This window comes from Streptosporangium sp. NPDC001681, from assembly GCF_040298085.1.
Lineage (GTDB): Bacteria > Actinomycetota > Actinomycetes > Streptosporangiales > Streptosporangiaceae > Streptosporangium.
The window spans coordinates 86,368-92,448 of sequence record NZ_JBEOZN010000022.1; the positions used below are offsets into that span (position 1 = coordinate 86,368).

Consider the following 6,081-nt stretch of genomic DNA (forward strand, 5'->3'; position numbering starts at 1 on the left):
AAGAGGAAAACGGTGCCGATCGTAATGTGCCGGAGAGCGTACTCTCCGTGGGCGGGCCGTCAGGCTCCGTGGCACCCCCGGTGACACAGGGCCAGAACGGTTCGGCCAAGCCCACGGGTGGCGGCAGGGCCGGGTTCACGCGTGTCAGGGTCGGCGCGGTCGAGGTCATGGCGGTCAGCGAGGCCGAGCTGCTCGACCACGTGGCGGCGGAATGGCGACGGGGACGTGGTGGTGCGATCGTCACCGCGAACGTGGACATCGTCCGCGCAGCCACGCGCGACCCCGGCCTGGCCGACCTGGTCGCCCGCTCCGAGATCGTGGTCGCCGACGGCATGCCGGTGGTCTGGGCCGCCGGGCTCGCCGGACCGGCCCTGCCCTGCCGGATCACCGGGGCCTCGCTCGTGCACTCCCTGGCTGGGCGCGCCGCGCGCGAGAACCGCTCGGTCTACCTGCTCGGCGGAGAGCCCGGCGTACCGGAGGCCGCAGCCCGAGTCCTCGCCGGACGCTGCCCCGGACTGCGCGTGGCGGGCACCTGCTCGCCGCCCTTCGGGTTCGACTCCTCGCCGGAGGGGGTGCGTGAGGTGGTCGCCGAGGTGGTCGCCGCCGCACCGGACCTCGTCCTCGCCGGACTGGGCTTCCCCAAGCAGGAGAGGATCATCGCAGCCCTCCGCACCGAGCTGCCCGACGCCTGGTACCTCGGCTGCGGAGCCGGGATCCCGATGGCGGCCGGGCGGTTTCGCCGCGCCCCGGGGCCGGTCCAGCGGGTGGGCGCCGAGTGGCTGTACCGGCTCGCCCTGGAACCGCGCCGGCTGGCCCGCCGCTACCTGCGGGACGACGCGCCGTTCGCGGTCGCGCTCCTCATCGGTGCCCTGCGCACCCGCCTGACATCGAGGCGCCACGCATGACCGGCGCGACCATCCCTTCCTCCCGCACCGGAAACGGCTCCGACATGGCTGTCCCCGCCCGGCCCCAGCTCGCCGTAGTGATCGTCACGTATTCGAGCGGTCAGGTCGTCGAGGGGTGCCTGCGCTCACTCGACGCGGCGCTGGCCGGCGCCGGTCCGGCGCGGGTCGTGGTGGTGGACAACGCCTCGGCGGACGACACCGTCGAGCGGGTACGCGAGGCCGCGCCGGAGGCCGAGGTGATCCAGACCGGGCGCAACGCCGGCTTCGCCGCCGGGGTGAACGCGGGCATCGCCGCCGCGGACGGCTGTGACGTGCTGGTGCTGAACCCGGACATCCGGCTCGCGCCCGGTTCGGTGCTCCTGCTCAGGCAGGCGCTCGCCGTGCCGGGGACCGGGATAGCGGCCCCCCACCTCACCGCCGAGACGGGAGAGCTCCACCTCTCCCTGCGCAGGCGGCCCACCGTGCTGAGGGCGTTGGGCGAGGCGCTGCTCGGCGGCCACCGGGCCGGGCGGTTCCACCCGCTCGGCGAGCTGGTCGTGGAGCCGGCCGCCTACGGCAGGCCGCACACCGTCGACTGGGTGACCGGCGCGGCCTGGATGGTCTCCCGGGCCTGCCTGGACGCCCTGGGCCCCCTCGACGAGCGCTACTTCCTCTACTCGGAGGAGACCGAGTACATGCTCAGGGCCGGGGAGGCGGGGTTCGCGGTCCGGTACGAGCCCCGGGCCGTGGCCGTGCATCTCGGTGGCGAGCAGTCCACCTCAAGCCGGCTGTGGGCGCTGTCGGCGGCCAACCGGGTCCGGATGCACCGCGAGCGGTACGGTCGCCCGCGCGGGCAGCTGATGCGGCTGGCCGTTGGGCTCAACGAGCTGGTCCGCGCGGTGGCCAGGGGTGGCGCGGGCGGGAGAAGGCACCGGGCCGCGCTGCGCGAGCTGGTCGCGATGCGCGAGTGGCCGCCCAGGCCCGGCGAGGAGGCCGGCTCCCCGGCCCACGGCGCGACCCTGCTCGCCCCGCAGGCCGACCTCCCCGGCTACCTGTGCTTCTCGGCGCAGGACTGGTGGTACCACAACCGGGCGCACTCGGACTTCCAGCTCATGCGCTCGATCGCCGCCCACCGGAAGGTCCTCGTGGTCAACAGCATCGGGATGCGGATGCCGACACCGGGCAGGTCCACGCAGGTGCTGCGGCGCGTCGGGCGCAAGCTGCGCAGCGTCGCGATGCTCGTCAGGAGGCCGCTGCGCGAGCTGCCCGGCTTCTACGTGATGTCCCCGCTGCCGCTGCCCTTCTACGGATCGCCGCTGGCCCGGCGGGTGAACGCGCTGCTGGTCCGGGCACAGGTGCTGGCGGTCTCGCGGGCACTGGGGCTGCACCGGCCCGTGATCATGGTGACCATCCCCACGGCGTGGGACGTGGTGCGCCCGATGCGCAGGCAGGCGCTGGTGTTCAACCGTTCCGACCGGCACTCGTCGTTCCCCGAGTCCGACCGGCCGACCATCGAGGCGCTGGAACGCGGTCTGCTGGAGCGTTCCGACCACGTGCTCTACGTCAGCACCGCGCTGATGGACGAGGAGCGCCGAATGACCGGCGACCGCGCGTACTTCCTCGACCACGGTGTGGACACCGACCACTTCCGGCGGCGCCCGGAGAGCGAGCAGCCCGCCGACATTCGCGCGATTCCCGGGCCGAGGGTGGGTTTCTTCGGCGCGCTTGACGACTATCTGGTGGATTTCGACCTTCTCGAACGGATAGCCGGGGAACTGCCCGACGTGTCGCTGGTTCTGATCGGCGACGCGACGGTCCCGATGGAACGGCTCACCCGCCATCCGAATGTGCACTGGCTCGGATTCAGGCCGTACGAAACGATTCCCGGCTATGGATCGGGGTTCGATGTCGCGATCATGCCGTGGCTGGACAATCCATGGATAAAGCATTCGAACCCCATCAAACTCAAGGAATACCTCGCGCTGGGCCTGCCGGTGGTCAGCACCGATTTCCAGGAACTCGTGAACTACGCCGATCGAGTGAGAATCGCCGCGAGCGGTGACCTCTTCCTGGATGCCGTCCGTGCGACATTGCGCGAGGGGGGCCCGCGGCCGGCCGACGACCTGCGGGGGTCCGTGCTCGGCGCGTCCTGGTCGTCGCGTGCGGCACAACTGATGGCGCTCGCCGAGCCGTCATCGGATCCGCGTTGAGGAGGACGAGGTCATGGGGGCTGGAAGGCGCGGACGGGTGAGGGGGCGTCGCCCCGGGCGGTCGCTGCCGGTGCTGGCCGGGGTGGGGGCCGCCTCGGTGACGATGGCGATGCTCGGGTTCTGCTCGGTCGACGCGCCCGCCGACCAGGCCGGACGCCCGCTCGCGGACACGTCGACCGGCGCCCCGCCACGGGGCGACGTGCCGCAGGGGAGGGCACCGGAGGGCTCCGCCCAGTCCGCCGGCCACGCGTGGTCGGCCCAGGGCCCTCCGGCGACGGCCGCGCGGGTGCCGTGGGAGGGCGGTCCCGCCTACTACGGGCGGTTCGCCGCGCCCGCCGCGGCGGGCTGGACGAGCCCGTCGTTCTTCCCGGTCGGCGTCTGGTTCGAGTCCGTGATCAGCCAGGCCGATGTGAACAGGGACAGGGCCGCGGGGATCAACACGTACGTGGAGCTGACCGAGACCAGCGACATGGCACTGGTGCGGAAGAACGGGATGTCGGCGCTGACGAACGTCCCCCTGCCCGGCTACGGCAGCGAGACGGTGGGCTGGCTGCTCGACGACGAGGTGGACATGTGGGCGAAGGCGGGGGACGCGCGGTGGACCGGCAACCACCCCGGCGAGGGCCCCCTGTGCGTCCCGGAGGAGCGGGGATGCGGTTTCACGGTGCTACGCGCTCAGAAAGACCGGCTCCCGAAGGGCGACGGAAGGCTCCACTACGCCAACTACGGCAAGGGCGTGATGATGTGGGAGAAGGACGCGGACGCCGCCGCGTTCGTCAACCGCTTCACCGACGCCGTCTCGGCCGACGTCTACTGGTACACCAGCGCGAGCGTCTGTCTGGACGGGCAGAACTTCCTGGCACTGCCGGTCGCCAGGTGCCGCAGGGCCGCCAACTACGGTGCCGTCATCGACCGCCAGCGCGAGCTGGACGTGCTGGACGGCCGCCGCCAGCCGATCTACGGCTTCGTCGAGGTCGGCTGGCCGGCCGAGAACGACACCCGGGCGATCCAGCCGGACCAGGTGACGGGCGCGGTGATGAACTCGCTGATCCACGAGGCTCGGGGCATCATCTACTTCAACCACAACTTCGGCGGCCCCTGCCACTCCCAGCACGTGCTGCGTGAGGGGTGCGGGAAGGAGGTCAGGCCCGCGGTGGCCGAGATCAACCGGCGGATCAGGAAGCTGGCCCCCGTGCTGAACACCCAGTCGTACGCGCACCGCTTCGGCACCGGCCTCGACACCATGCTGAAATACCACCGGGGCTCGTACTACGTCTTCGCGATGCCCGGCGGGAAGACGGCGCCGGGCAGGCGCACGTTCACGCTGCCGCGCGGGGTGCGGGCCGCGCGAGCCGAGGTCCTCTTCGAGAACCGGACGGTCCGCGTCGACGGCAAGGGCCGCTTCACCGACTCCTTCGCCGCCGAGTACTCCCATCACATCTACCGGATCACCCCCTGAGCCCCGCCACGGGCGCCGGGTTCGCGGATACGCGTATCTCAGTCGGCCGGGGACAAGGAAGAAGCGTCCGATGCTCGCCGGGGCTCCGCTGCGATCGGACGGCCGGCTCACCATCAGGTCCCTCGCCGAGGAAGCCGGCCTCAGGCGCAACAAGCCGACGCACAAGCCACTCGGATGAATGCCCTCGTGAAGGCGCAGGACTCCCGGCCCGTTGCGGCGGTCAGCCGAGCCAGCGGCCGTCGCGCATGAGGTCGCGTCCCCGCAGCTCGTTCGCCTCACGCCAGGCCTGGATGCGCCGCGGCCGGATCAGGAAGTACTGGTAGGGCTCGTCGAGCTCGCGCGGGTCGAAACCGGTCTTGGCCGCGAACGCGTCACCCGTCTTGGGGGCGAGGTCGGCGAGGTCCACCGGCTCGGCGGTGCCCTCGACGACGACGACGTCGCGGGTCGGCCCGAGGCTGAGGCGCACCCGGCCGTCCGCCAGCAGGTTGCGGCCGGTGACCGAGGCGCGCGGCGTCGAGATGAGGAACGCGGTCCCGTCCCAGAGGTACGAGAGCGGGATGAGGTGGACGCCGTCCGGGGAACCCGACGTCGCGACCCAGAGATCGACGTCGCTCTCCAGTTTCGCGCGAGTGTCCCGCAGCCTCTCCTCAAGTCCACGCGGCGGCGCGCCCGTCATGCTTCCTCCAGTCACTTCGTGGCGAGCCCTTCCTTCAGGGGACGGGCTCCGTCGGTCATCGGCCGGTTCACCGGGGCCGCGGGCTTCCAGGCAGCAGCGACACATCAGGGCGTGGGTGCTGGCGATGCGGCCTCCCATGCAAACCCGTCCGGGTCGGTGAAAGACCCGGCATCGCCACCGATCATGAGCCGGTGCGATCCGGTGCCGTCGGGAGAGACGCCGACATCCTTGGCAAGGGCACGGCGCCGGTACAGCGCCAGCTTGACGGGACTCGACCCAGCGGCGAACTCGACGTACATGCGGCCGAAGCTCTTCGCCACAGCAAGGCCCTGGTCGAGGTAGAACTGCTTGCTCGCGGCCACGTCCGCGACTCCCAGCAGGAGCACGATCTCGTCGATCTGCCGGGTGGCCGGGCCGGTGTCCTTCTTCGCCGAGGTCGCGATCTTCCAGATCGTCCCGTCCGGGGCCTGTACGACACCGCCGTAGCCCCAGAGCGACTTCGCGGCAGGCTTCAGCGTCGTGGCGCCGGCGTCGAGGGCGGTGTCGATGAGGCTGTTGACGGTGGCCGGCTGGGGCACCGTGAGCGCCAGCGTGAACCCACGGAAGCCGGTTGTGGGTGCCTCCGAGGCCCGCAGGCGTATCTGCGTGTCCAAGCCGAAGGCGTCGGCGTAGAAGCGGTCGGCGGCTGTGGGGTCGGCCACGTCGAGGGTGACGGATTCGATGGATGCCATGGCCATCACGCTAGTTGCGGCTCTGCGACCGGCGCTTCTTGATTCCTGACCGGTCTGGTCACCTGTTTCGCCACGCACGGCGGCATCCCCGCCGTCGCGTGCGCCGCGTGGTGCCGGTAGG

The 6,081-nt window shown here is 71.6% G+C and carries 5 protein-coding genes; 3 read left to right on the top strand and 2 right to left on the bottom strand.

Annotated elements, in window-relative coordinates:
- The first annotated feature begins 80 nt into the window (after positions 1-80).
- Genes ABT130_RS13410 through ABT130_RS13420 form a run of 3 tightly spaced genes read left to right on the top strand, consistent with a single transcriptional unit; the run spans position 81 to position 4,553 of the window.
- Positions 81-905 (top strand): WecB/TagA/CpsF family glycosyltransferase, encoded by an 825-nt coding sequence (locus ABT130_RS13410; protein ID WP_350955448.1) that lies wholly within the window; start codon positions 81-83, stop codon positions 903-905.
- On the top strand, positions 902-3,094 hold the full coding sequence (locus ABT130_RS13415; RefSeq protein ID WP_350955450.1) for a glycosyltransferase: 2,193 nt from the start codon (positions 902-904) through the stop codon (positions 3,092-3,094). Before ABT130_RS13410 ends, ABT130_RS13415 begins: the two co-directional genes overlap by 4 nt.
- Positions 3,095-3,131: 37 nt before the next feature.
- Positions 3,132-4,553 carry a hypothetical protein gene (locus ABT130_RS13420; protein WP_350955452.1) on the top strand — a complete coding sequence of 474 codons (1,422 nt, stop codon included), beginning with the start codon at positions 3,132-3,134 and terminating at the stop codon, positions 4,551-4,553.
- Positions 4,554-4,773: 220 nt separating this feature from the next.
- On the opposite strand, the gene ABT130_RS13425 is transcribed toward ABT130_RS13420, so the two are convergent.
- Positions 4,774-5,229, bottom strand: coding sequence for a pyridoxamine 5'-phosphate oxidase family protein (locus tag ABT130_RS13425; protein ID WP_350955454.1), 456 nt, complete (start codon positions 5,227-5,229; stop codon positions 4,774-4,776).
- Between the two features lie 104 nt (positions 5,230-5,333).
- A partial coding sequence (locus ABT130_RS13430; RefSeq protein ID WP_350955456.1) for a hypothetical protein occupies positions 5,334-6,081 on the bottom strand: 748 nt, incomplete at its 5' end.